This window comes from Oscillatoria sp. HE19RPO (assembly GCF_024220515.1).
In the GTDB taxonomy this organism is placed as follows: Bacteria; Cyanobacteriota; Cyanobacteriia; order Cyanobacteriales; family Laspinemataceae; genus Laspinema.
The window spans coordinates 1-1,275 of record NZ_JAMXOT010000483.1 but is presented as its reverse complement, the minus strand read 5'-3'; the positions used below and the strand labels follow the sequence as shown (position 1 = coordinate 1,275).

Here is a 1,275-nt window from a genome sequence, read left to right as displayed (position 1 = left end):
CTTATTCTCAAATCCTTGTACCAAGACTGATTGAGCTGTTTTTACTCGCCTAGAATCTCTGAACCCAGACGACTCTCCTTTAACTCTATAATTTCTCCTTGTCAAGTACAATTTATACCAAATTAGATGAGCTTACCCTGGCTTTTTCGGCCATGCCGCATATCTGGATCTTCAATAGAAATGCGTCGGTCCTTAGCGACCCCTTTGGCCAGCTTCGGCACTCCCATTGAGTCTACTGTCACATTTTGGGATTCAATCAAGCGGGCAACAGCGGTGGGGGAACTTGCGCCTCTTCTATTTCATCCAGATTAGTCTGCTGTTGCATCCATTCTTCTACAGAATTCAGGCTGTTTAGGATAGTTAATAAGGCATTTTGGCTTTCCGCTGGGTCATCCCAGTTTAAATCTAATGCGGCTTTTAAGCTGGAACTATTGACAAAATCCGCTCCGGCTTCATTGGCAATTTCTGCCAGCCCCCACCCGAAGCTGGCTAGCTATGATACTCAACGCCTTACGCAGAGCATGACCCAAGAGATTATAGGTATCTTCAACTTTACCTGCACCCCATAATGGAGAGGAATCTAATGCAGCTCTTAAATTAGCCGAACCAAAGCCTCCTTTGAGCTTGGCAATTTCTACAGTACGGTCAATTAAACGTTGGTCAAAGCCTTTTTTAATTAAGGCGCTTCTGAATCTTATTAAAGTGGCTTTACTGAATGGGGGTTTTTCACAGTTCAGGCAATCCATAACTAATTGCCATCGTAAATCCATGACTAGCTCTTCAATCACTTCATCGTCAGAAATCCCCATATAAGATTGGAGAATAGTGGCTAAGGCCAATTGTGCTGGTGCGATGGGACAGTAGCCCATTGTGCTGTCTTTAAAAATGGTGTTTAGTTCTTCTTGAAACTCATCATCGAATATGTACAGACGGTTCAGGCGAAGAAAAGTAAACAGCTTGGCTTTTTTGATGCGATTAATAATTACCTGTTCTGAATCTGATAGCTCTACTGGCGGGTGCCACAAAGGAGGACGCATAGACTTTAGGGAGTAATGAGCGCTTGAATTTAATTGGTTCGTCAATTTCAGTTATGCATAGTTGAGTCGTTTTGTCAAGTTCGGGTACTGAACCGACGCCCTAGGCGTTAAATTTCCCCCGCCGGTGATTTTCTCGGTGGTGTTGATTTGCTCTAAAGGAAGGGATATCATTGGGGGTAACGATTTGGCCGGTTCCACCCCTTGCCTATCAGTTTGCTCTAAACGTCTATCATCCTTT

At 43.8% G+C, this 1,275-nt stretch carries 2 protein-coding genes; both read right to left on the bottom strand.

The genetic code is table 11. The features are described from left to right. Window positions 1–452: 452 nt before the first annotated feature. The gene (locus tag NG833_RS29890; RefSeq protein ID WP_254568902.1) at window positions 453–1,082 is read right to left on the bottom strand and encodes a transposase; all 630 of its coding nucleotides are present in this window, start codon (window positions 1,080–1,082) and stop codon (window positions 453–455) included. A gap of 6 nt (window positions 1,083–1,088) precedes the next feature. Further along, the coding region (locus tag NG833_RS29885) for a hypothetical protein (protein ID WP_254568901.1) at window positions 1,089–1,275 on the bottom strand (187 nt) is incomplete at its 5' end.